The organism is Pseudomonas serboccidentalis, from assembly GCF_028830055.1.
Lineage (GTDB): Bacteria > Pseudomonadota > Gammaproteobacteria > Pseudomonadales > Pseudomonadaceae > Aquipseudomonas > Aquipseudomonas serboccidentalis.
Genome location: NZ_CP101655.1, coordinates 855,474 through 877,750 on the forward strand (window position 1 = coordinate 855,474; position 22,277 = coordinate 877,750).

At 60.6% G+C, this 22,277-nt stretch carries 18 protein-coding genes; 11 read left to right on the forward strand and 7 right to left on the reverse strand.

Features of this window, described 5'->3' with window-relative positions; translation table 11 throughout:
* Positions 1 to 8: 8 nt before the first annotated feature.
* The 4 genes from NN484_RS03955 to NN484_RS03970 all read right to left on the reverse strand — a co-directional run bounded on the left by NN484_RS03955 (position 9) and on the right by NN484_RS03970 (position 5,707).
* The gene (locus NN484_RS03955; RefSeq protein ID WP_127647775.1) at positions 9 to 1,052 is read right to left on the reverse strand and encodes an ABC transporter substrate-binding protein; all 1,044 of its coding nucleotides are present in this window, start codon (positions 1,050 to 1,052) and stop codon (positions 9 to 11) included.
* 49 nt (positions 1,053 to 1,101) lie between these two features.
* Entirely contained in the window at positions 1,102 to 2,226 is a 1,125-nt protein-coding gene (locus NN484_RS03960) for an ABC transporter ATP-binding protein (RefSeq protein WP_108591995.1), read from the reverse strand.
* Between the two features lie 352 nt (positions 2,227 to 2,578).
* Positions 2,579 to 3,208, reverse strand: coding sequence for a response regulator (locus NN484_RS03965; RefSeq protein WP_003228820.1), 630 nt, complete (start codon positions 3,206 to 3,208; stop codon positions 2,579 to 2,581).
* Between the two features lie 105 nt (positions 3,209 to 3,313).
* Positions 3,314 to 5,707: a PAS domain-containing sensor histidine kinase gene (locus NN484_RS03970; RefSeq protein WP_127647776.1), complete on the reverse strand. Its 2,394-nt coding sequence runs from the start codon at positions 5,705 to 5,707 to the stop codon at positions 3,314 to 3,316.
* A 74-nt stretch (positions 5,708 to 5,781) separates the two neighbouring features.
* On the opposite strand from NN484_RS03970, the gene NN484_RS03975 reads away from it, so the two are divergent.
* Positions 5,782 to 6,771, forward strand: coding sequence for an alpha/beta hydrolase family protein (locus NN484_RS03975; RefSeq protein ID WP_274658610.1), 990 nt, complete (start codon positions 5,782 to 5,784; stop codon positions 6,769 to 6,771).
* 101 nt (positions 6,772 to 6,872) lie between these two features.
* Here the strand turns inward: NN484_RS03975 and NN484_RS03980 are convergent, their stop codons facing one another.
* The 3 genes from NN484_RS03980 to NN484_RS03990 are packed head-to-tail and all read right to left on the reverse strand — an operon-like array spanning position 6,873 to position 9,329.
* Positions 6,873 to 7,640, reverse strand: a complete 768-nt coding sequence (locus NN484_RS03980) for a TerB family tellurite resistance protein (protein ID WP_215500746.1) — start codon at positions 7,638 to 7,640, stop codon at positions 6,873 to 6,875.
* A gap of 1 nt (position 7,641) precedes the next feature.
* Entirely contained in the window at positions 7,642 to 8,313 is a 672-nt protein-coding gene (gene murU / locus NN484_RS03985) for an N-acetylmuramate alpha-1-phosphate uridylyltransferase MurU (RefSeq protein WP_274658611.1), read from the reverse strand.
* Complete coding sequence (locus NN484_RS03990; RefSeq protein ID WP_274658612.1) at positions 8,310 to 9,329, reverse strand: aminoglycoside phosphotransferase family protein; 1,020 nt, start codon at positions 9,327 to 9,329, stop codon at positions 8,310 to 8,312. Before NN484_RS03990 ends, murU begins: the two co-directional genes overlap by 4 nt.
* Positions 9,330 to 9,459: 130 nt before the next feature.
* On the opposite strand from NN484_RS03990, the gene NN484_RS03995 reads away from it, so the two are divergent.
* From NN484_RS03995 to NN484_RS04040, 10 genes are all read left to right on the forward strand, one after another.
* A complete protein-coding gene (locus tag NN484_RS03995; protein ID WP_215500743.1) occupies positions 9,460 to 12,258 on the forward strand; it encodes an LPS-assembly protein LptD in 2,799 nt (932 codons plus the stop codon).
* Positions 12,239 to 13,555 carry a peptidylprolyl isomerase SurA gene (gene surA, locus NN484_RS04000; RefSeq protein WP_274658613.1) on the forward strand — a complete coding sequence of 439 codons (1,317 nt, stop codon included), beginning with the start codon at positions 12,239 to 12,241 and terminating at the stop codon, positions 13,553 to 13,555. Before NN484_RS03995 ends, surA begins: the two co-directional genes overlap by 20 nt.
* The gene (pdxA, locus tag NN484_RS04005; RefSeq protein ID WP_215500742.1) at positions 13,552 to 14,541 is read left to right on the forward strand and encodes a 4-hydroxythreonine-4-phosphate dehydrogenase PdxA; all 990 of its coding nucleotides are present in this window, start codon (positions 13,552 to 13,554) and stop codon (positions 14,539 to 14,541) included. Before surA ends, pdxA begins: the two co-directional genes overlap by 4 nt.
* Positions 14,538 to 15,353: a 16S rRNA (adenine(1518)-N(6)/adenine(1519)-N(6))-dimethyltransferase RsmA gene (gene rsmA, locus NN484_RS04010; protein WP_215500741.1), complete on the forward strand. Its 816-nt coding sequence runs from the start codon at positions 14,538 to 14,540 to the stop codon at positions 15,351 to 15,353. Before pdxA ends, rsmA begins: the two co-directional genes overlap by 4 nt.
* Positions 15,354 to 15,466: 113 nt before the next feature.
* Positions 15,467 to 15,847 (forward strand): Co2+/Mg2+ efflux protein ApaG, encoded by a 381-nt coding sequence (apaG, locus tag NN484_RS04015; RefSeq protein ID WP_274658614.1) that lies wholly within the window; start codon positions 15,467 to 15,469, stop codon positions 15,845 to 15,847.
* Positions 15,847 to 16,728 (forward strand): symmetrical bis(5'-nucleosyl)-tetraphosphatase, encoded by an 882-nt coding sequence (locus tag NN484_RS04020; RefSeq protein ID WP_274658615.1) that lies wholly within the window; start codon positions 15,847 to 15,849, stop codon positions 16,726 to 16,728. Before apaG ends, NN484_RS04020 begins: the two co-directional genes overlap by 1 nt.
* A gap of 33 nt (positions 16,729 to 16,761) precedes the next feature.
* A complete protein-coding gene (gene glpE / locus NN484_RS04025; protein WP_095137419.1) occupies positions 16,762 to 17,091 on the forward strand; it encodes a thiosulfate sulfurtransferase GlpE in 330 nt (109 codons plus the stop codon).
* Between the two features lie 298 nt (positions 17,092 to 17,389).
* Positions 17,390 to 19,312, forward strand: coding sequence for a PrkA family serine protein kinase (locus tag NN484_RS04030; protein ID WP_007910115.1), 1,923 nt, complete (start codon positions 17,390 to 17,392; stop codon positions 19,310 to 19,312).
* A 117-nt stretch (positions 19,313 to 19,429) separates the two neighbouring features.
* Positions 19,430 to 20,701 (forward strand): YeaH/YhbH family protein, encoded by a 1,272-nt coding sequence (locus NN484_RS04035; RefSeq protein ID WP_215500738.1) that lies wholly within the window; start codon positions 19,430 to 19,432, stop codon positions 20,699 to 20,701.
* A complete protein-coding gene (locus tag NN484_RS04040) occupies positions 20,698 to 22,260 on the forward strand; it encodes a SpoVR family protein (protein WP_127647788.1) in 1,563 nt (520 codons plus the stop codon). The genes NN484_RS04035 and NN484_RS04040 overlap by 4 nt, the downstream gene beginning before the upstream one ends.
* Positions 22,261 to 22,277: the final 17 nt, after the last annotated feature.

Consider the following 22,277-nt stretch of genomic DNA (forward strand, 5'->3'; position numbering starts at 1 on the left):
GAGCCGGGTTATTTCGCCGCCCAGGAATTGAAGCGCTGTTCCAGTTGCTCGCCGTTGTCAGCCCAGAAGCTGACGTCGATCTGCACCTGGTTGGCGATGTTTTCCGGGGTGGTCGGCATGTCTTTCAGCACGTCCTTGCTCAGCAGCGGAACGGCTTGGGTGTTGGCCGGGCCGTAGGCGATGTTTTCCGAGTAGGTCTTCTGCTGTTGCGGCTGGACCGAGTAGGCGATGAATTTCTTCGCTGCTTCGGCGCGGGTCTTGTCCAGACCTTTCGGGATGGCCCACGCGTCGAAGTCGTAGATGCCGCCGTTCCACACCACTTTCAGGTTGGACTCTTTCTGCACCGCAGCGATACGGCCGTTGTAGGCCGAGCTCATGACCACGTCACCGGAAGCGAGGTACTGCGGCGGTTGCGCGCCGGCTTCCCACCACTGGATGCTTGGTTTGAGTTCATCGAGCTTCTTGAACGCACGGTCCTGACCGTCCTTGCCGGCCAGCACTTTGTAGACGTCTTTCGGCGCCACGCCATCGGCCATCAAAGCGAATTCCAGGGTGTACTTGGCGCCTTTGCGCAGGCCACGCTTACCCGGGAATTTCTTGGTGTCCCAGAAATCGGCCCAGCTGGTCGGCGCGGTTTTCAGCTTGTCGGCGTTGTAGGCCAGCACGGTCGACCAGACGAAGAAGCCCACGCCGCAAGGCTGGATCGCGCCCTTGACGTAATCTTCGGACTTGCCGAACAGCGCCGGGTCCAGCGGTTCGAACATGTCTTCATCGCAGCCACGGGCCAATTCCGGCGATTCGACTTCCACCAGGTCCCACGACACGCTCTTGGTATCGACCATGGCTTTGACCTTGGCCATTTCGCCGTTGTACTCGCCGGCGACGATCTTGCCGTTGCCCGCCGCTTCCCACGGTGCATAGAAGGCTTTGACCTGCGCAGCCTTGTTCGCCCCGCCAAACGACACCACAGTCAAATCGGGGCCCGCGGCCATTGCGCTGGCCGCACCCATCAGGCCCAGGGTCAGGGCGGTGAACTTCAGGGATCTCAACATTTATTGTTCTCTCCACGTGCAGGGTTGGTGTTGGTATTGCGGGGGGCGATCAGTTCGCCTCTAACAGCGGATCAAGCGCGCGAACGTGCTCGACCTGCCAGCCAAGCGGTACCACGTCCCCGACCGCGAGCGCTGGATCGAGCTCGGCAATCGGCTGCTTCACGAAGAAGTCGGTCTTGCCGCAGACTTCCAGGCGAACCCGGACGTGGTCGCCCAGATAGATGAATTCCGCCACCCTCCCTGAGAAGCGGTTGACACATTGGTCGCTCGAGCCATTGAGGCTGACGCGTTCCGGACGGATCGACAGGGTCACCGGTTCGCCGGTCTGGCCGACGTTGACCGCCAGCGCCTCGACCTTCTCGCCACGGCCCAGCTCAACCACGCAGCGCTCACCGCTCTGGCTGAGCAGGCGGCCATTGAGGCGGTTGTTCTCGCCGATGAAGTTGGCGACGAAGGTGTTTTTCGGCTCTTCGTAGAGGGTGCGCGGCGGGGCGATCTGCTGAATCTCGCCCTGATGGAACACGGCCACGCGGTCGGACATGGTCAGGGCTTCGCCCTGGTCGTGGGTCACGTAGACCACGGTCACGCCGAGGCGCTGGTGCAGGTGCTTGATCTCCATCTGCATGTGTTCGCGCAGTTGCTTGTCGAGCGCGCCCAGCGGTTCGTCCATCAACACCAGTTGCGGTTCGAACACCAGCGCCCGGGCCAGCGCCACCCGCTGTTGCTGGCCACCGGAGAGTTGCGCCGGATAACGCGAAGCAAAGGCGTCGAGCTGGACCATGCTGAGGACTTTCTTGACCTTGTCGCTGACATCGCTCTTGTTCAGACCGCGTACGGTCAGCGGGAAGGCGAGGTTCTCGGCGACGGTCATGTGCGGGAACAGCGCGTAGTTCTGGAACACCATGCCGATGTCACGCTTGTGCGGCGGCACGTTGTTGATCGCGCGCCCGGCCAGCAGAATCTCGCCGGCGGTCGGCGTTTCGAACCCGGCGAGCATCATCAGGCTGGTGGTCTTGCCGGAACCGGACGGCCCGAGCAGGGTCAGGAACTCGCCTTTGCGAATGTCCAGGTTGAGGTCTTTGACGATCAGGTTCTCGCCGTCGTAGCTCTTCTGCACTCCACGAAAGCTGACCAGCACGTCACTGGCCCCTGCGTTTGAATCGACCTGGCTCATACCCACACCTTTGTTATTGGTAACTGCTGTGGATTAAGCCTAGTGGCTGGCGCCAGCCGCGCAAATCGGGGCGCAGGAGAGAATCACCTCAGCCGGATGGAAGGTTGGGGGTAGGGATTGCCCTACAAGGATGGCGCGTTTTGGCAAACGCAGCGGCAAGCGACAAGCTACGAGCCGCAAGAACAGGCAAAAGCGGTTGTCGCTAATGGATATGCCTCCATTCACGAATTTGAAGGAGGTCCCCTGTAGGAGTGAGCCTGCTCGCGATAGCGGTGGCCCAGTCGCTGTAGTACTGCCTGACAGAAAGCTATCGCGAGCAAGCTCACTCCTACAGTTTTGATTGCGGTGAACGTCAGAGGAGTTTGTGTTCCATCGCGTATTTGACCAGTTCGGCCAGCGAAGTGATGTTGAGCTTCTGCATCAACCGCGCCTTGTGGGTGCTGATGGTCTTGCTGCTCAGGGCCAGTTGCTGGGCGATGTCGTTGACGTTGGCCCCCTGGGCCAGGCGTTCGAACACCGAGAACTCGCGCTCGGACAGCAGCGAATGCAGTGGACGCGTGTCAGTCAGACCGACTTCAAAGACCATTCGGTCGGCCAGTTCCGGGTCGATGTAGCGCCCGCCGGCCGCCACCTTGCGGATGGCCGTCAGCAACAACGCCGGATCGCTGTCCTTGGTCGCATACCCCGCCGCGCCCACCTTCAGAGCGCGGGCGGCCATCTGTGCTTCGTCATGCATCGACAGCACCAGAATCGCCGGCGGATTGTTCAGCGCACGGATCCGCGGGATCGCCTCCAACCCGTTGACCCCGGGCATCGAGATGTCCAGCAGCACCACCTCGCACGGCACGCTGCGCAGGGTTTCCAGCAACTGCTCGCCATTGCTCGCCTCCCCCACCACTTGCAGATCCTTGGCCAGGCCGATCAATTGCTTGATCCCTTCACGGACGATGGTGTGGTCTTCGGCTACCAGTACACGGATCACTTGCACTCTCCTCGGTTGTGGTTTTTAACGGCAAAAGATCGCAGCCTGCGGCAGCTCCGACAGGGGAACGCGATCAATGCAGGAGCTGCCGCAGGTTGCGATCTTTCAGCGATCCACCGGCACCCACACATTCAGACTGGTGCCCTCCCCCGGCTCACTCTCAAGCAGCAAGCGCCCGCCCATGATCAGCACCCGCTCGCGCATGCCGACCAAGCCGAAGGACGTCGGCCGATCGGCCGCCGCGACAAAGCCTACGCCATCGTCGCTGACCGTCAGACACAATTCGTCGCCTTCCAGCGCCAGCGTCAATTCCACAGTATGCGCCTGGGCATGCCGCATCACATTGGTCAGCGCTTCCTGCAGAATCCGGAACAGCCCGATCGCCTTGGCATCGCTGAGCGCCGGCAGATTGTCCGGCACCTGCACCAGACACGGAATCTGCGTGCGCGCCTCGAACCGCCGCGCCTGCCATTCAATCGCCGAGGCGATCCCGGCATCGAGGATCGGCGGGCGCAGCGCCGTCGCCACATCGCGCACCAACTGGAACAACTGGGCGATCAGGCGCTTCATGCTGTTGAGCCGCTCGTTCAGCCCCGGGTCGAGTTGCGCATAGGCCAGCTCGCACATCGAGGTTTCCAGTTTCAGCACCGTGAGCATCTGCCCCAGCTCATCGTGTACTTCCCGGGCAATGCGCGCCTTCTCTTCTTCACGCACGCTTTCCAGGTGCGCCGACAATTCGCGCAACTGCTCACGGGACGCGGCCAGTTCCAGTTCGATGCGCTTGCTTTCGCTGATGTCCCAGACGATGCCGTCCCAGACATAGGCGCCGTCCTCCAGTTGCCGGGTGATCGCCTTGATCTCGGCCCAGCGCTGTTCGCCCTGACGGGTGAGGATGCGGCCCTGCCACGACCAGTCACTGTCGGTGTCCAGCGCCTGATCCTGAGTCTGGTGGTAACTGGCCCTGTCGTCGGGATGCACCAGACTGCGCAGGCCCATGTCACGGTGCGCGATGGCGGCCGGTGCGTAACCCACCAGGCTTTCGCTGCCCTCACTGATGTAGGCGAAATCGATCTGCCCGGTCACCGGCGCGCGCTCCAGGCGGAACACCAGTCCCGGCACGTTGGCGGCAATGCCTTGCAGGCGCGCCTCACTTTCCTGCAGGGCGGCCAAGGCGCGGCGACGCTCGGTGACGTCGGTGAGATAAACCACCAGATACTCGCTGTCGCGAAACCGCAGGAAACTCAGCGAGACGTCCGCCGGCAGGACACTGCCATCGGCACGCACGCAGCTGGTTTCAAAGCTCAGCGGCCCTTCTTCACTGGCCCGCGCGCGTTTCCACAGGTTGAGCCAGCGGTCCATGTGCAGGCCGGGTTCGAAGTCGATCAGCGGCCGCTCGATGAGCGCGCCCTGTGGGTAACCGAGCATGGTTTCCGCCGCACGATTGGCGTAGCGCACATGGCTGTCCCAGTTGACCCAGAGAATGCCGACGGTGCTTTGATCGATGGAAAACTGGGTCAGGCGCAAGGCTTCTTCACTGGCAGCGCGCAGGGCGATGTCTTCTCGCGCCGACCGTAACCGCTGCTCAAGGCTGTGTTGCTGACGGCGCTGCCACCAGACAATGGCGATGCAACTGAGCAGCAGCACGGCGAACAACAGGCTCAGGTTCTGCCAGAACCCCGGCGACTCCGACAGACGCGGATATTTGGGTTGCAGCCATTGCGTGTGCAGGCGCTCCAGATCCTTGGCCGGGATCGCTCGCAAGGCGCTTTCGACAATCCCGGCCAGCTGCGGCCAGTCGCGTCGCGTGGCGACCCGCAGCAATTGCGGCAGGCCGATATCACCGACCACCACCAACCCGGCGAACTCAGGTTCGGCGGACAAGCGCCCGAGCTGCGCTTCATCCACCACGGCGTAAGACGCCTGCTGACTCAACAACAGTTGCAGCGCCTGTCGCTCCAGCGGCACGCCTTGCAGATTCAGGTGCGGATAATTGCTGCGCAGATAATCGGCGGTGGCGCTGGGCATGCGCACGGCGACGCGGGCCAGGCTGTCGACTTTCTCCAGCTCCACCACACCGCTGCTCTTCTGATCGCTGACCACCAGTTGCGGCACGCGCATGTACGGATCGGAAAACAGCCACAGACGCAGCGCGCCCGGGGTCTGGGTCAGCCCCGGGGCGATGTCGATTTCACCTTCGCGGGCAGCGTCTTCCAGTTGCGCCAGATCCTGAAAATTGCGCCAGCTCAACTCGACGTTCAACGTCTTGGCCAGTGACTTCATCAATTCGACGTTGGCCCCGGACAGTCGCTGCAAGCGCCGGTCGTATTGCGCGTACGGCGCCTGCAGGACCAGACCGACGCGCAGCTCTCGGTGCTGCGCCAGCCACTGCTGCTCGCTGGCGGTCAATGACACTGCATGCGCCGCAGGCGCAGACGCCGCCCAGCCCATCAAGGGAAAACACAACCAGCCGATAACCCACAGGCAGCAAAAACGCATCATTGAAGTCTCGTACACTGACAAATTCTGACCAACCCATTAGGCTGCCGGGATACTTTTCTGGCCTGGAATAACCGATGCCCTCTGTCTACCGCCTGGCAATGCCAGCATTGTGCCTGTCGCTGATCCTGCCTTGTGCGTTTTCCGTCGAAGCCGCCGATCCGGCGCCAGCCTCCACCGCCGAGCAACCGGCCGCTGAAAAACCAACCGAACGCCAGCCACTGCTTGAGCGTAGTCAGGAAGAGGCCGCAGCACTCGAGCGCAAAGTCCCGGCGCAAGAACAGCAGCAATTGCAGGCCGGCACCGACACCTTCCTCGCCCTGTGGAAACCGGCCAACACCGCCGAGCCCAAGGGCGCGGTGATTATCGTCCCCGGCGCCGGCGAAACCGCTGACTGGCCGCAAGTCATCGGCCCGCTGCGACGCAAATTGCCCGACGTCGAGTGGAGCAGTCTGAGTATCACCCTGCCTGACCTGCAAAGCGATGCCATTGCACCGCGGGTGATTGCCACCCCGGCGGCGCCGAAAGCCCCGGAAAGCGGCAGCAAGGATTCCACCACCGCGCAACCGATCGAGCAGGCGGCGGGCGGTGAAGCGGAAGTCGCGGAGCAGGTGGTTGCTGAAACCAGTGAAGAGCAAGCCAAGGCTGACGCCGAACGCATCTTCACCCGCATCGACGCCGCGATTGCCTACGCCGAACAACAAAGTGCCCGGCACATCGTGGTGCTGGGTCACGGCACGGGGGCTTATTGGGCGGCGCGGTTTCTGAGCGAGCGGCAAACGGCCCAAGTGGAAAAATTCGTCATGGTCGACGCCCAGGCCCCGGCCAAGGCTCAACCGCAACTGGCCGAGCTGACGCCGACATTGAAGCTGCCGACGGCCGACATTTTCTACATGGACAAGGCGCTGGATCGCAACGCAGCCCTGGAACGCATGCAGGCCAGCAAGCGCTTGAAGACTTCAGCGTTCAGCCAGGTCGCGCTCAAGGCATTGCCGGATAAAACGGCTGAGCAGGAGCAACTGTTCCGCCGGGTTCGCGGTTGGTTGAATCCACAGAAGACTGACTGACACAAACAAAATCAAGAGATCGCAGCCTGCGGCAGCTCCTACAGGAAACGCCTTCCAAGGTAGGAGCTGCCGCAGGCTGCGATCTTTTGATCTTTTAACCGCTAGCGAAAATCCCGCCGCGCCCGAATCAGCGAAAACGCGTTGTGCAGCTCGCGGGTTTTTTCGGTCGCTTCACGCACCTGCTCCGGCGTCGCACCGCTGCCGGCAATCTTGTCCGGATGATGACGGCTGAGCAGGCGCCGGTAAGCTCGCTTGATCTGCGCCGGTTCGCTGGTCACCGACACGCCGAGCAGACGCATCGCCTCCTGATAACTCACCGCCGCACTGACAATCGGGCGTTTGTGCGGCTCGTAATCACTGGCCAGCGCCTGGATCTGGTGCGTTGTCCACCCCAGCCACTTGCCCCACTGCGCCAACAGTTCACGCTCGCTGACGCCGGCGCGACCGTCGGCCCAGACCATCCGCCAGCAGGCGCGCAACACGCCTTCGGCAGCATGGGGCTGGGCACTCAGACGCCGTAGATAGCCGCGCAAATGGTCACCGCCGGACTTGCCGCGATTGAACGCGGCGATCGCCCGACGCCGCGCCGGCTCGCTCATTTCCAGAGCGTTCATTTCATTGCGCGCCTGCTGGATATGACCGTCCGTCACCCGCCCATCACTCTTGGCCAGACGCCCGAGCAACACGAACAGCAGTTCGTCGTTGCGCAACATCGGCCGACCGCCGAGTTTTTCCCGCAGATGCCCCCAGCTCTGCAAATGCAGGCGCCGATCCAGCGCCTGCCCCAACAACGCCCCAAGCATGGCCCCCGGAATGCTGGCGATCGCAAAACCCGCTCCGGCTCCAATCAGAGTCCCTGGCCACAACATATCAACGACTCGCTTTTATCAATGCTTCAGCTTCGGCCAGACGCTCGTGCGTTCCGACATCCACCCAATGACCTTTCAGACGCTCGCCCGTGACCTGCCCTTGTGCCATGGCCTTGCGCAGCAGCGGTGCAAGCTTGAACGCGCCGTCCGTGCAGCCATCGAACAACTGCGGATGCAGCACGGCGATGCCGCTGTAGGTCAGGGTTGCCGCGTCGGACAGACCATCGGTCACCTGCCCGTCGGTCAAGGTGAAATCGCCAGTCGGGTGATGGGCCGGATTGTCCGCCAGCACCAGATGGGCCAGACCATTGATCGGTTGATGCAGCACGCTGAAGTCGTAGTCGGTCCAAATGTCGCCGTTGACCACCAGGAAGGCATCGTCACCGAGCAACGGCAAGGCGCGGAAAATCCCGCCGCCGGTTTCCAGCGGCTCGCCTTCCGGCGAATACTGGATGCTCACGCCGTACTGCGAACCGTCGCCCAGGTAATCCTCGATCTGCTGACCGAGCCAGGCATGGTTGATCACGATTTCGCTGAAACCGGCCGCCGCCAGCGCCCGCAGGTGATATTCGATCAATGGCACGCCGCCAGCACGCACCAGCGGTTTGGGGGTGGTCAGGGTCAGCGGGCGCATGCGCTCGCCCTTGCCTGCCGCCAGAATCATCGCCTTCATGCAGTCACTCCGCCACGCAGACTGGCGAGTAACGCCTGCAGCTCCGCCAACTCAGGACGACGCGCAATCACCGCCTCTATATAGGCGAAGAAGCGCGGCACGTCGGCCAGATAGCGCGGTTTGCCATCGCGATGACAGATGCGGGCAAAAATACCGATGACTTTCAGGTGGCGCTGCACGCCCATCAGGTCACTGGCACGCAGGAAGTCTTCGAAGTCCGCCTGCACCGGGATGTTCAGCGCCGAGGCTTGCTGCCAGTAATTCTCCAGCCAGCCACGCACCCGCTCTTCAGGCCAACTGAGGAAGGCGTCCTTGAACAGGCAAGTCACGTCGTAGGTGACCGGGCCATACACCGCATCCTGGAAATCCAGCACGCCGGGATTCGGCTCGCTGAGCATCAGGTTGCGCGGCATGTAGTCGCGGTGCACCAGCACTTTCGGCTGGGCCAGGGCGCTGTCGATCAGCAGATCGCTGATCTGTTGCCACTGTTGTTGCTGGGTCGAATCGAACTCGACACCCAGCTCGCGCTTCACGTACCACTCGGGGAACAGTTCCAGCTCGCGGCGCAGCAGCGCCACGTCGTAACTCGGCAGCGGTGCCACCATCGGCAATTGCTGAAAAGCCAACAGCGCCTGCAAGGCATCGCTGAACAGAGCATCGGCATTTTCGCCGTCGATCACGTCCAGATAGGTCTTGTTGCCCAGGTCATTGAGCAAAAGAAATCCGCGTTCGAGGTCTTCTGCATAAATTTTCGGCACGTTAATTCCGGATTTCGCCAGCAAAAAGGCGATATCCACGAACGGTTTGCAGTTTTCCTGGGGGGGTGGGGCGTCCATCACGACGAAGCTGCGGCCCTCTCCTTCCCAGCGGAAATAACGCCGGAAACTCGCGTCGCTGCTGGCCGCGGTCAACGTGGCCGGGGGCACGGTGCCCCAGCCCTGATCTGCAAACAGGATTGCCAACTGCTCATCGAGCCAAACTTTCAGGTGTTGCAAGCGTACATCTTGGTCAGGCATTGCAAGGGTCTCCGACGGCGCTAGCCGTCAAGCGGGTCATGCTTTATTATCCAGCATCTTTTTCAGACCATCGAGAGGCGTGCGGCCCACACCGCGGGCAGATGGCACGCAGGAAGCCCGGACTAATAAGATGGCATTGAAATCCCCCGCGTTTCGTAAAAAATTTCCGTTGTTGGTAACCGGCAGTCTGCTGGCTATGCAACCTCTGGCCAGTCAATTCGTTGTTGCCGCCGAGCAGTATGACTGCGCCGTCTCGGCAACGGGTGGCTGGGCGTGTGCGCCCAAGACGCCGGCGGCTGCATTGCCGCCGCGTCCGGTGCATGACGGCAGCGCTGTCAGCGCCGCCGGCGAAGCCCCGGCCCAGAACGGTTCGACTTCCGACACCGGCGCCAAGCCTGTGCTGGTCACCGAAGCCAAGGGCCGCGGCCTGAAATCCCGTAGCGAAGACTACAGTCACCTCGACTGGGTTCCGCGCGAGAAGCTCACCGCCGCCCAATTGGCCGAGACCGGTCCTTACTGCTCTGGTTCCTATATCGAACCGATTCGTCCTGGCATGAATGACAAGACGAATAAAAGTGACGCACCGACCTTTATCGGCGCCAAGGCCTCGCGCTACAACACCGAAGATCAGGTGGGTACGCTGGCCGGCGACGTGGTTCTGCGTCAGGGCAGCATGCAGGTCGAGTCCGACGAGGCCAGCCTGTATCAGGCCGAGAGCCGCGCCGAACTCAACGGCGACGTACGCATCCGCGACAACGGCGCGCTGATCGTCGGCGACCACGCCGATGTGCAGCTCGATACCGGTGAAGCCAAGGTCGACAACGCCGAATACGTGATGCACAAATCGCGCATCCGCGGTAACGCGCTGTACGCCAAGCGTGCCGAGAACGCGATCATCCGCTTGAAGGACGGCACGTACACCACGTGCGAACCGAACAGCAACGCGTGGCAGCTCAAGGGCAACAACATCACCCTGAACCCGGCCACCGGCTTCGGTACCGCGACCAACGTGACGCTGCGGGTCAAGGACATTCCGATCCTGTACACGCCGTACATCTACTTCCCGATCGACGACCGTCGCCAATCGGGCTTCCTGCCGCCGACCATCGGCACCGGCAGCGATACCGGCTTCATGCTGGTGACTCCGTACTACTTCAACCTGGCGCCGAACTACGACGCCACGTTGTACCCACGTTACATGAGCAAGCGCGGCATGCTGGTCGAAGGCGAATTCCGCTACCTGACCAAGTCCAGCGAAGGCCAGTTCGGTGCGGCGTATCTGAACGACGAAGATACCGATCGCAGCAAGCAGACCGACTACGAAAAAAATCGCTACATGTACAACTGGCAGCACAAGGGTGGTCTCGACTCCCGTGTGATGACTCAGGTTGATTACACCAAGATCAGCGATCCGTACTACTTCCAGGACCTGACCACCGATCAGATCGGTGTGAAGAGCGCCGACTACGTGAACCAGCAGGGTTCGGTGACCTACCGCGGTGACAGCTACGTCGCACGCCTGAATGCTCAGCAGTACCAACTGGCTACTGTTTCGAACATCACGCCTTACGGTCGTCTGCCGCAGATCACCTTCAATGGTCAGCTGCCGTATCACCCAGAAGGTCTGAACTTCGATTACGAGACCGAGATTGTGCGGTTTGATCGTGATCTGCAAAACGGCAACTTTACCGATGAAGATGGCACCATCTCGCCGCGCCTGGATACAAACGTTCAGGGCCTGGCGCGCGCCAACGGCGACCGTCTGAATCTGAAGCCAGGCGTCAGCCTGCCGATGAACTGGACCTATGGCTTCCTCAAGCCATCGCTCAAGTATCAGTACACCCAGTACCAATTGGATCTGGACGGCACTGGCAAATCGCAGATTGCTGCAATGTCGCCGGAAAACCAGAAGCTCAATGGCAAGTTCGACAGCAACCAGAACCGTGGTGTGCCGATTGCCAGCATCGACAGCGGCCTGTACTTCGACCGCAACACGTCGTACTTCGGCAAGAACTATCGCCAGACCCTGGAACCGCGTCTGTTCTACCTCTATGTACCCAAGGTCGATCAGGAAGACATTCCGGTATTCGATACCAGTGAATACACCTTCAACTACGCGTCGCTGTTCCGCGACAACCGCTTCTCCGGCTCCGACCGTGTCGGCGACGAGAACAAGCTGTCGCTCGGTGTGACCAGCCGCTGGATCGAAGACAGCGGTTTCGAGCGTCAACGTATCAGCGTCGGCCAGGCGTACTACTTCAAGGATCGTGAAGTCCAACTGCCAGGCGTCGCGTTCAAGGATCGTAAAGATGCGCAGTCCGACGTATCGCCCTACGCGCTGGAATACGAATACCGCTGGAACCGCGACTGGCGCACCACGGCCGACTACAACTGGGACCCGGACAGCCGCAGCCCTCGCTCGGGTAGCGCGATGTTCCACTACCAGCCTGAAGACAACCCGAACAAGGTGGTCAACGTCGGTTATCGCTATCGCAACGACCAGGTTCGTTACGACCAGAACACCGGTAAATGGTCGGTGGGTGGCGGCGACTACGGCACACCGGGTCAGCCTGGCTACGTGAAGGACTACTACAAGATCCAGCAGCATGACTTCTCGGTCATCTGGCCGATCGTTCCGCAGTGGAGCGCGATCAGCCGCTGGCAGTACGACTACAACCGCAACCGTACGCTGGAAGCCTTCGGTGGTTTCGAGTACGACAACTGCTGCTGGAAACTGCGCCTGATCAACCGTTACTGGGTTTCCTACGACGAATTCAGTCAGGAAGCTCCGCAAAACGAAAAAGGCGACCACGGCGTCTTCCTCCAAATTGTTCTGAAGGGACTCGGCGGCCTGACTGGCGCCAAGGTAGAGAGCTTCCTCGACAAAGGCATCCAAGGTTATCGTCAACGTGAAGACCAAGCTTTCTGATTGTCTGCGCCCGCTGCTGCTGGGCGCGCTGTTCCTGGGTACTGCGGCCAACGCCGCAGTACAGTCCATCGATAAAGTGGTCGCTATCGTTGATAACGATGTGGTCATGCAGAGCCAACTGGACCAGCGTGTCCACGAAGTTCAGCAGACCATTGCCAAGCGTCGCGGCGGCATGCCGCCTCCGGGCGTGCTGGATCAGCAGGTGCTCGAGCGCCTGATCGTCGAAAACCTGCAACTGCAGATCGGCGAGCGTTCCGGCATCCGCATCACCGATGAAGAACTGAACCAGGCTGTTGGCACTATCGCCCAGCGCAACAACATGACCGTGGACCAATTCCGCGCGGCTCTGGCTCACGACGGTCTGAACTATGACGACGCCCGTGACCAGATCAAGCGCGAGATGATCATCAGCCGTGTGCGTCAGCGCCGCGTGGCAGAACGCATCCAGGTCTCCGAGCAGGAAGTGAAGAACTTCCTCGCCTCCGACCTGGGCAAGATGCAACTGTCCGAAGAGCTGCACCTGGCCAACATCCTGATTCCAACGCCGGAAAGCGCCAACTCTGAAGCGATTCAGAGCGCTTACCGTCAGGCGATGGACGTTTACCAGCAACTCAAGCAAGGCGCTGACTTCGGTCAGATGGCCGTGGCCAAGTCCGGCAGCGACAACGCACTGGAAGGCGGCGACATGGGCTGGCGTAAAGCCGCACAACTGCCACCGCCGTTCGACCGTGAGCTGAGCAGCATGGCCGTTGGCGACATCACTCAACCTGCACGCACCCCGGGTGGTTTCATCATCCTCAAGCTGCTGGCAAAACGTGGTGGCGAAGCCCAGATGCGCGATGAGGTGCATGTGCGCCACATCCTGGTCAAGCCAAGCCCGATCCGTGATGAAGCCAAGACCAAAGCTTTGGTGCAATCGCTGTACGACCGCATTCTGGCGGGTGAAGACTTCGCTGAACTGGCGAAGAACTACTCCGAAGACCCGGGCTCGGCACTCAACGGCGGCGACCTGAACTGGATCGACCCGAGCGTACTGGTACCGGAATTCCGCGAAGTGATGGCCAAGACCCCGCAAGGTCAGCTGTCCAAGCCGTTCCAGACCCAGTACGGCTGGCACGTGCTGGAAGTCCTTGGCCGCCGCGCCACCGACAGCACCGAGCAGGCCCGCGAGCAACAAGCGATGACTGTTCTGCGTAACAAAAAATACGATGAAGAGCTGCAAAACTGGCTGCGTCAGATTCGTGAAGAAGCCTACGTAGAAATCAAACTCCCTGGTGCAGACCAGGCAGCGCAGTGAAACCCAAGCGTTTCGCGCTGACACCCGGCGAACCAGCCGGCATCGGTCCCGACCTGTGCCTGCTGCTCGCCTCGCAAGCCCAGCCACACCCCCTGATTGCCATCACCAGCCGCGACCTGCTCCTTGAGCGGGCCGCGCAGTTGGGGCTGGCCGTCACTTTGCTGGAGGTGGCACCCGGTCAATGGCCGGACGCGCCGGCGCCGGCAGGCAGCCTGTACGTCTGGGACACCCCGCTCAGCGCCCCCGTGGTTGCCGGGCAACTGAACAAGGCCAACGCCGCGTTCGTCCTCGAAACCCTGACCCGCGCCGGCAACGGCTGCCTGAACGGCGATTTCGCCGGGATGATCACCGCCCCCGTGCACAAGGGCGTGATCAATGAGTCCGGCATTGCCTTCTCCGGGCACACGGAGTTTCTCGCCGACCTGACCCATACCGCTCAAGTGGTGATGATGCTCGCCACCCGCGGTTTGCGCGTGGCATTGGTTACCACCCACCTGCCCCTGCGCGAGATTGCCGATGCGATCACACCGGAGCGGCTGGAGCGGGTCACGCGGATTCTGTACGCCGACCTGCAAGACAAATTCGGCATCGCCCGGCCACGCATCCTGGTTTGCGGACTCAACCCGCACGCCGGTGAAGGCGGACACCTGGGCCATGAAGAAATCGACATCATCGAACCTACCTTAGAGCGCCTGCGCGGCGAGGGCATGGACCTTCGTGGCCCGCTGCCTGCCGACACTCTGTTTACCCCCAAATATCTGGAGCACTGCGACGCAGTGCTGGCGATGTACCACGACCAGGGCCTGCCCGTGCTGAAGTACAAAGGCTTCGGCGCTGCGGTCAACGTGACCCTTGGCCTGCCGATCATCCGCACATCGGTTGATCACGGCACCGCCCTGGATCTGGCCGGCAGCGGCAAGATCGACACCGGCAGCCTGCAGGTTGCCCTGGAAACCGCCTACCAGATGGCCGAGACCCGTTTATGACCGAGCAATACCAACACAAGGCGCGCAAACGCTTTGGCCAGAACTTCCTGCACGATGCCGGCGTCATCGACCGCATCCTGCGCTCCATCAGCGCCAAGCCTGACGACCGCATGCTGGAAATCGGTCCGGGCCAGGGCGCACTGACCGCCGGCCTGCTCAGCTCCGGCGCGCAACTGGACGTAGTGGAGCTGGACAAGGACCTGATTCCGATCCTCAACCAGCAGTTCGCCGGCAAGAGCAACTTCAACCTGCATCAGGGCGATGCGTTGAAGTTCGACTTCAATACGCTGAACGCCGCACCGAACAGCCTGCGCGTGGTCGGCAACCTGCCGTACAACATCTCCACACCGCTGATCTTTCACCTGCTGAACAACGCCGGCATCATCCGCGACATGCACTTCATGCTGCAAAAGGAAGTGGTCGAGCGTCTGGCGGCGGGCCCGGGTGGTGGTGACTGGGGTCGCCTGTCGATCATGGTTCAGTACCACTGCCGCGTGGAACACCTGTTCAACGTGGGGCCGGGCGCATTCAACCCGCCGCCGAAAGTCGACTCGGCGATCGTCCGTCTGGTGCCGCACGCGGTGCTGCCGCACCCGGCCAAGGATCATCGCCTGCTGGAGCGCGTCGTTCGTGAAGCCTTCAACCAGCGTCGCAAGACCCTGCGCAACACCCTCAAGCAATTGATGACGGCCGCCGAAATCGAAGCCGCCGGCGTCGACGGCAGCCTGCGTCCCGAGCAACTGGACCTCGCCGCGTTCGTGCGTCTGGCCGACAAGCTCAGCGAGCAAGCCCCCGCCCCCATCGCCGACTGACAGGCGATGAACGCTATCGGGCAGGACGCCACTCTGGTTTACTGCCCGATACTTGCCTAGACTGACCCCCATCAGCTACGCCCCGCGTTCCGCTTTGCTTAAGGCCCTTTTGCATGTCCGATCCTCGTTATCAGGTCGACGTCAGTGTCGTTACCCACTACCTGGCAGACCAATCGCAACCCGAGCAAGACCGCTTCGCCTTCGCCTACACCATCACCGTGCAGAACAATGGCGAGAAGCCCGCTCGCCTGATGTCGCGACACTGGGTGATCACCGACGGTGATGGTCATGTAGAGGAAGTGCGCGGCGCTGGCGTGGTCGGCCAACAACCGTTGATCGATGCCGGTAAAAGCCACACCTACAGCAGCGGCACAGTGATGACCACCAAGGTCGGCACCATGCAGGGCACCTACGAAATGCTCGCCACCGATGGCAAGCATTTCGACGCGATCATCAAGCCCTTCCGTCTCGCCGTACCCGGAGCCCTGCACTGATGACGACGTATGCCGTCGGCGACCTGCAAGGCTGCCTCGACCCGCTCAAATGCCTGCTCAAGCAAGTGGCTTTCGACCCGGCACTCGATCGACTGTGGCTGGTCGGTGACCTAGTCAACCGTGGCCCGCATTCACTGGAAACCCTGCGTTTTCTGTATGGCATGCGTGAATCGCTGGTCTGCGTACTCGGCAACCACGATCTGCACCTGCTCGCTGCCGCCAACAACATCGAGCGCCTGAAAAAATCCGACACCCTGCGCGAGATTCTCGAGGCCCCCGACGCGGCCGACCTGCTCGAATGGCTGCGCCAGCAGAAACTCATGCACTACGACGAACAACGCGACGTCGCCATGGTGCATGCAGGCATCCCTCCGCAGTGGTCCTTGCGCAAGGCCTTGAAGTACGCCGCCGAAGCCGAAGCTGCGCTGCGTGACGACAACCTGTTTCCGCTGTATCTGGATGGCATGTACGGCAACGAGCCGGAGAAATGGGACAGCGATCTCACCGGCGTCACCCGCCTGCGCGTGATCACCAACTATTTCACCCGCATGCGCTTCTGCACCGCCGACGGCAAGCTCGATCTCAAGAGCAAGGAAGGCCTCGACACCGCGCCGCCGGGCTACAAGCCGTGGTTCCAGCACAAAGAGCGCAAGACCCGCGGCCTGCGGATCATCTTCGGTCACTGGGCCGCGCTGGAAGGCGATGTCCACGAACCGGGCATCTCGGCGCTCGACACTGGTTGTGTCTGGGGCGGCAGCCTGACCCTGATGAACGTCGACAGTGGCGAGCGCGTGTCGTGCAAATGCGACGAACACGGCGGACTCGCGCCAACTGTCGCACCACTTATCCCCGAAACTTCGCCAGTCAGCGCACCGCGTTAGACTGCGCATTCTGCCGAGCTACAGGAACCCGCCATGAGCGAATTCAAACGAATCCCCCCGGAACAGGCCCAGGCCCTGCGCGAGCAAGGTGCCGTAGTGGTCGATGTCCGCGATCCCGCCACTTTCGCTGCCCTGCATATCAGCGGTTCGAAGCATTTGGACAATCACTCCCTGCACGCTTTCATTCAAGGTGCAGATCTCGACGCACCGACTGTTGTCGTCTGCTACCACGGCAATTCCAGTCAGGGCGCAGCTGCCTATCTGGTCAGCCAAGGCTTCTCCGACGTCTATAGCATGGACGGCGGCTTCGAGCTGTGGCGTGCGACTTATCCGTCGGAAACTGCGCAAGGCACCGCCGAATAATTTTTTTTGTCACGCGCAGGCCCCGGCTGCCGTGGGCCTGCGCGCGGCAGACGAACGGTCTGCCACACATAATTACGTATCTCGCCTTTACCTCCCGAATTCCCAACTATCCTTAAGCCCAGGCCATCCAAATCAGGGGAGAGCCGGTACACCGGCGCACGGGTCATCGGGAGTGACTTTCACGATTGTCGATCGTGGAAGTGTTCTGGGGGGTAAACAAACAGCTGCCACAACAGTTGTTTGCCAGCATCGACTGAGTGATCCGGCGTCGGCTCCACGTATCGAGCGAGGTGACGTCATGAGTATCTTTAGCCACTTCCAACAACGCTTCGAGTCCACACGCCAGGAAGAACTCTCGCTGCAAGAGTACCTGGAGCTGTGCAAGAAAGACCGCAGCGCTTACGTTTCCGCCGCCGAGCGTCTGTTACTGGCCATCGGCGAGCCGGAACTGCTCGACACCTCGACCAACTCGAGGCTGTCACGCATCTTCTCCAACAAGGTGATCCGTCGCTATCCGGCCTTTGAAGACTTCCACGGGATGGAAGAATGCATCGACCAGATCGTCTCGTATTTCCGCCACGCCGCCCAAGGTCTGGAAGAGAAGAAACAGATCCTTTATCTGCTCGGCCCCGTCGGCGGCGGTAAATCATCCCTGGCCGAGAAGCTGAAACAACTGATTGAAAAAGTGCCCTTCTACGCGATCAAGGGCTCGCCGGTATTCGAATCCCCCCTTGGTCTGTTCAACGCCACCGAAGATGGCGCGATCCTCGAGGAAGATTTCGGTATTCCGCGGCGCTACCTGAATACGATCATGTCGCCATGGGCGACCAAACGCCTGGCCGAATTTGGTGGCGACATCAGCCAGTTCCGCGTGGTCAAGCTGTACCCGTCGATCCTCAACCAGATTGCCGTGGCCAAGACCGAACCGGGTGACGAGAACAACCAGGACATCTCGGCACTGGTGGGCAAGGTCGACATCCGCAAACTCGAGGAATACCCACAGAACGACGCCGACGCTTATAGCTACTCCGGTGCGCTGTGCCGGGCCAACCAGGGCCTGATGGAATTCGTCGAAATGTTCAAGGCACCGATCAAGGTGCTGCACCCATTGCTGACCGCCACCCAGGAAGGCAACTACAACAGTACCGAAGGGCTGGGGGCGATTCCGTTCACCGGGATCCTGCTCGCCCACTCCAACGAATCGGAGTGGCACACCTTCCGCAACAACAAGAACAACGAAGCGTTCATCGACCGGATCTACATCGTCAAAGTGCCGTACTGCCTGCGGGTCAGCGACGAGGTGAAGATCTACGACAAGCTGTTGTTCAACAGCTCCCTGGCCAAGGCCCACTGCGCACCGGACACCTTGAAGATGCTGGCGCAGTTCACCGTGCTGTCGCGCCTCAAGGAGCCGGAAAACTCCAACATCTATTCGAAGATGCGCGTCTACGACGGGGAAAACCTCAAGGACACCGATCCAAAAGCCAAGTCGATCCAGGAATACCGCGACTCGGCGGGCGTCGATGAGGGCATGAACGGTCTGTCGACCCGCTTTGCGTTCAAGATCCTGTCCAAGGTGTTCAACTTCGATCCGCATGAAATCGCCGCCAACCCGGTGCACCTGCTGTATGTGCTGGAACAACAGATCGAACAGGAACAGTTCCAGGCCGAGACCCGCGAGCGCTATCTGCGTTACCTGAAGGAATACCTGGCGCCACGTTATATCGAATTCATCGGCAAAGAGATCCAGACCGCTTATCTGGAGTCTTACAGCGAGTACGGCCAGAACATCTTCGACCGCTACGTGCTGTATGCGGACTTCTGGATTCAGGATCAGGAATATCGCGATCCGGAGACCGGCGAGATCCTCAACCGCGTCGCGCTGAACGAAGAACTGGAGAAAATCGAGAAACCGGCCGGCATCAGCAATCCGAAGGATTTCCGCAACGAAATCGTCAACTTCGTATTGCGCGCCCGGGCCAACAACAACGGCAAGAACCCGACCTGGCTCAGCTACGAAAAACTGCGGGTGGTCATCGAGAAGAAAATGTTCTCGAACACCGAAGACCTGCTGCCAGTCATCAGCTTCAATGCCAAGGCCAGCAAAGAGGATCAACAGAAACACAACGACTTCGTTACTCGAATGGTCGAACGCGGCTACACCGACAAACAGGTACGGCTTCTTTCCGAATGGTACCTACGGGTCCGCAAATCGCAATAAAGCAGCTGCAAGCTTCTAGCGACAAGCTGCAAGAGAACAGCAGAGACCGGTTTCGGGAACGGGAGAGCTTTCACTTGCAGCTTGAGGCTTATGACTTGAAGCTCCCCGGAGGGGTCTATGAGCTATGTGATCGACCGACGTCTCAATGGCAAGAACAAGAGCACGGTAAACCGCCAGCGTTTCCTGCGGCGTTACCGTGATCACATCAAGAAGGCTGTCGAAGAGGCGGTCAGCCGGCGTTCCATTACTGACATGGAACACGGCGAGCAGATCAGTATTCCCGGTCGCGACATCGACGAACCGGTGCTTCACCACGGCCGCGGCGGCAAGCAGACTGTGGTTCATCCCGGCAACAAGGAATTCACCGCCGGCGAACACATCGCCAGGCCACCGGGAGGTGGCGGCGGGCGCGGGCCGGGCAAGGCTGGCAATTCCGGCGAGGGCATGGACGAGTTCGTCTTCCAGATCACCCAGGAAGAATTCCTTGAGTTCATGTTCGAAGACCTCGAACTGCCCAACCTGGTCAAACGCAACCTGAGCGGCACCGACACCTTCAAGACCGTTCGCGCAGGGATCAGCAACGAAGGCAACCCGTCACGGATAAACATCATCCGCACCCTGCGCTCGGCCCACGCGCGACGCATTGCGCTGTCCGGCAGCAGCCGCGCCAAGCTGCGCGAAGCCAAAGAAGAGCTGGCACGCCTCAAACGCGAAGAACCAGACAACTTCGGCGATATTCAGGAACTTGAAGCGGAAATCGAGCGGCTCAGCGCGCGCATCCATCGCGTGCCGTTTCTCGACACCTTCGATTTGAAATACAACCTGCTGGTCAAACAGCCCAACCCCAGCTCCAAAGCCGTGATGTTCTGTCTGATGGACGTTTCGGGTTCCATGACCCAGGCCACCAAGGATATCGCCAAGCGCTTTTTCATCCTGTTGTACCTGTTCCTCAAGCGTAACTACGACAAGATCGACGTGGTGTTCATCCGCCATCACACCAGCGCCCGGGAAGTGGACGAAGAAGAGTTCTTCTATTCGCGGGAAACCGGCGGCACCATCGTTTCCAGCGCCCTGAAACTGATGCAGGAGATCATGGCCGAGCGCTATCCGAGCAACGAGTGGAACATCTACGCCGCACAAGCCTCCGACGGCGACAACTGGAACGATGACTCGCCGATCTGCCGCGACATCCTGATCAACCAGATCATGCCGTTTGTGCAGTACTACACTTATGTGGAGATCACCCCACGCGAACACCAGGCCCTCTGGTACGAATACGAACGCATCGCCGAAGCCTTTTCCGACACGTTTGCCCAGCAGCAGCTGGTCTCGGCCGGGGATATCTATCCGGTCTTCCGTGAACTCTTCCAGCGCAGGTTAGTGACATGACCGCCAAAGAGCAGAAACGCCAACCCATTTCCACCGGCTCCGAATGGACGTTCGAGCTGATTCAGGCCTACGACCGCGAGATCGCCCGGATTGCGGCCGGCTACGCCCTGGATACCTATCCCAACCAGATCGAAGTGATCACCGCCGAACAGATGATGGATGCCTATGCCTCGGTCGGCATGCCGCTGGGCTATCACCACTGGTCCTATGGCAAACACTTCCTCAGCACCGAGAAATCCTACAGCCGCGGGCAGATGGGGCTGGCCTACGAGATTGTGATCAACTCGGACCCGTGCATCGCCTACCTGATGGAAGAAAACACCATCTGCATGCAGGCACTGGTGGTGGCTCACGCGTGCTACGGCCATAACAGCTTCTTCAAGGGCAACTACCTGTTCCGCACCTGGACCGACGCCAGTTCGATCATCGACTACCTGGTGTTCGCCAAGCAGTACATCATGCAGTGCGAGGAGCGCCACGGTATCGATGCGGTGGAGGACTTGCTCGACTCCTGCCATGCGCTGATGAACTACGGCGTCGATCGCTACAAACGTCCATATCCGATTTCCGCCGAAGAAGAACGCCGGCGGCAAAAGGACCGCGAAGAACACATGCAGAAGCAGATCAACGATCTGTGGCGCACCATCCCCAAAGGCGCAGACAAATACAGCGACAAGGACAACGCCCGCTTCCCGGCCGAGCCGCAGGAAAACATCCTGTACTTCATCGAAAAACACGCCCCGCTGCTGGAGCCGTGGCAGCGGGAAATCGTGCGCATCGTGCGCAAGATCGCCCAGTACTTCTATCCACAACGCCAGACCCAGGTGATGAACGAAGGCTGGGCCACATTCTGGCACTACACGCTGATGAACGACCTGTATGACGAAGGCCTGGTGACCGACGGATTCATGATGGAATTCCTCACCTCGCACACCAGCGTGGTGTTCCAGCCAGGTTTCGACAGCCCTTACTACAGCGGGATCAACCCTTATGCACTGGGTTTCGCGATGTATCGCGACATCCGCCGCATGTGCGAAAACCCTACCGAGGAGGACCGGCGCTGGTTCCCGGACATCGCCGGTTCCGACTGGCTGTCGAGCATCAAGTTCGCCATGAGCAGCTTCAAGGACGAGAGCTTCATCCTGCAGTACCTGTCACCCAAGGTCATCCGCGACCTCAAGCTGTTCAGCATCCTCGATGACGACCAGAAGGACGATCTGCTGGTACCGGCGATCCACGACGAAACCGGTTACCGGATCATTCGTGAAACCCTGGCCGCGCAATACAACCTCGGCAACCGCGAGCCGAACGTGCAGATCTACAGCATCGACCGGCGCGGCGACCGTTCCCTGACCCTGCGTCATCAGCAGCATGACCGCAAACCATTGGGCGATTCCACCGAAGAGGTACTCAAACATCTGCATCGGTTGTGGGGCTTCGACATTCACCTGGAAACCCTGCAGGGCGACCAGATCATGAAAACTCACCACGTACCGCCACGCAACGAACACAGTGAAGGGGATTACGGCAGGCTCGATCTGGCCGTCATTCATCTTTGATCCGGTTTTGACCTCCG

Coding starts and splice junctions, on each gene's coding strand:
- murU (WP_274658611.1), bottom strand. CDS start 8,313: ATGAAGGCGATGATTCTGGCGGCAGGCAAGGGCGAGCGCATGCGCCCG.
- NN484_RS03995 (WP_215500743.1), top strand. CDS start 9,460: ATGGCATTGAAATCCCCCGCGTTTCGTAAAAAATTTCCGTTGTTGGTA.
- NN484_RS04040 (WP_127647788.1), top strand. CDS start 20,698: ATGACCGCCAAAGAGCAGAAACGCCAACCCATTTCCACCGGCTCCGAA.
- NN484_RS03970 (WP_127647776.1), bottom strand. CDS start 5,707: ATGATGCGTTTTTGCTGCCTGTGGGTTATCGGCTGGTTGTGTTTTCCC.
- NN484_RS03975 (WP_274658610.1), top strand. CDS start 5,782: ATGCCCTCTGTCTACCGCCTGGCAATGCCAGCATTGTGCCTGTCGCTG.
- NN484_RS03955 (WP_127647775.1), bottom strand. CDS start 1,052: ATGTTGAGATCCCTGAAGTTCACCGCCCTGACCCTGGGCCTGATGGGT.
- NN484_RS03980 (WP_215500746.1), bottom strand. CDS start 7,640: ATGTTGTGGCCAGGGACTCTGATTGGAGCCGGAGCGGGTTTTGCGATC.
- NN484_RS04035 (WP_215500738.1), top strand. CDS start 19,430: ATGAGCTATGTGATCGACCGACGTCTCAATGGCAAGAACAAGAGCACG.
- glpE (WP_095137419.1), top strand. CDS start 16,762: ATGAGCGAATTCAAACGAATCCCCCCGGAACAGGCCCAGGCCCTGCGC.
- NN484_RS03990 (WP_274658612.1), bottom strand. CDS start 9,329: ATGCCTGACCAAGATGTACGCTTGCAACACCTGAAAGTTTGGCTCGAT.
- NN484_RS04020 (WP_274658615.1), top strand. CDS start 15,847: ATGACGACGTATGCCGTCGGCGACCTGCAAGGCTGCCTCGACCCGCTC.
- NN484_RS03960 (WP_108591995.1), bottom strand. CDS start 2,226: ATGAGCCAGGTCGATTCAAACGCAGGGGCCAGTGACGTGCTGGTCAGC.
- NN484_RS04030 (WP_007910115.1), top strand. CDS start 17,390: ATGAGTATCTTTAGCCACTTCCAACAACGCTTCGAGTCCACACGCCAG.
- apaG (WP_274658614.1), top strand. CDS start 15,467: ATGTCCGATCCTCGTTATCAGGTCGACGTCAGTGTCGTTACCCACTAC.
- rsmA (WP_215500741.1), top strand. CDS start 14,538: ATGACCGAGCAATACCAACACAAGGCGCGCAAACGCTTTGGCCAGAAC.